Origin of the sequence: Cecembia lonarensis LW9, from assembly GCF_000298295.1 — a bacterium.
GTDB classification, from domain to species: Bacteria; Bacteroidota; Bacteroidia; order Cytophagales; family Cyclobacteriaceae; genus Cecembia; species Cecembia lonarensis.
Map to the genome: position 1 here is coordinate 1 of NZ_AMGM01000200.1, position 1,204 is coordinate 1,204.

Sequence of the window (1,204 nt, forward strand, 5' to 3'; positions counted from 1 at the left end):
TACGGCTTTCTTGCGTTTAGCAACTGAGTCCGGAGTGTCGGCAGTCCGCCGCTGGGGCAAAGCAGAAACGTCGAGAAGCCCAAGATCATCGTCCAGCAAGTCGAGTCCGCCACCATTGAGCAGATCGTCCAATGACTCCGGCGCTTCGGGGAATTCGAGCAACCCGAGATCGTCCAAGGGCTTTAGCACAGCGATTTTTTCTTCGCTGGCCAGAATTCCTTCAAGCCGTGCACCGAGCTTTCGTTCAGCGATGTCTCGTGTGCTCGAGCTTGGCAGACGCCCCTGAGCCTTGTTGAACTCAACGATCTCCAGAAAAGCGCGCTCTAAACGGCCCTGGGCAGTGATCTTCCTAGGCTTCTCAGGTGTATCAAGAAGTCCATCGAGATCTGAGTCAATCAACGATTGAATGTCTAAGACGGGCTCAGCTGTACCTGTTACTGGGTTCTCGTTGCCTAGTTCGCTCATGCCTCGTCGACCATCTGTGTTGCCCGCTGGTGTGCCAAAAGTTGCTGTTTCTTCCGTTGCAGGAACAACAGCGTTTCAGCGTACCTTTTTCGTTTGGATCCTTCGCTGCGCACATCCGGCTTACGGCCGTTAACCTTGACCCACGCCTTGTAATCTTGGGCCACAGCAGCAGTGCTTCTTGCTCCGATATTTCTACCCGGGTCGCGGTGATCGTGTCCGAAATGATTCGGAGCACGTTGGGCGTGACTGATTTGCTCATCACTTCGAAGGCCCGCTGGAACGGGTTGACCGAGTCGATGAGATTGATGTCGATGTCGTCTATGTTGACGAACTTTTCAGCCATCTTGATGAAGCGTTTGTCTCCGACTTCGCGAACCTCACCGTTTTTGATGACGGAGTCGACCACAACCTGCTGACGAACCTCTTCTACTTGGGCATCCGACAAATCCGGGTATTTCTCCCGGATGATCTTCGGGATGAGTACCTTGTTGGTCGTTTCCGGATCGAGGCTACCTGCTGCAGCCTTGGCGAACGTATCGTCTTGCAGAATCGTTGCCTTCAGATCATTCAAATCTGTCTTGATGATCTGCTTCACTCGAGGTGTTGATGGTTCTTTGAATCCCTTGATTTTCAGTTCGCCAGGCTTTGGTGCATCGTCGTTGCCGCGTTTGGTTTTGTAACGTGAAGTTCGGTGCGAGGACCTGTTCCATCAGCAACGATGCAGTGATCGCCTTAAGGA

The 1,204-nt window shown here is 52.8% G+C and carries 2 protein-coding genes; both read right to left on the reverse strand.

Going from position 1 to position 1,204, the window contains the following annotated elements:
* Positions 1-399 (reverse strand): hypothetical protein (locus B879_RS23770; protein ID WP_238542191.1); only part of this gene is annotated, 399 nt, incomplete at its 3' end.
* 22 nt (positions 400-421) lie between these two features.
* Complete coding sequence (locus B879_RS23775; protein ID WP_009187198.1) at positions 422-1,060, reverse strand: hypothetical protein; 639 nt, start codon at positions 1,058-1,060, stop codon at positions 422-424.
* Positions 1,061-1,204 lie beyond the last annotated feature (144 nt).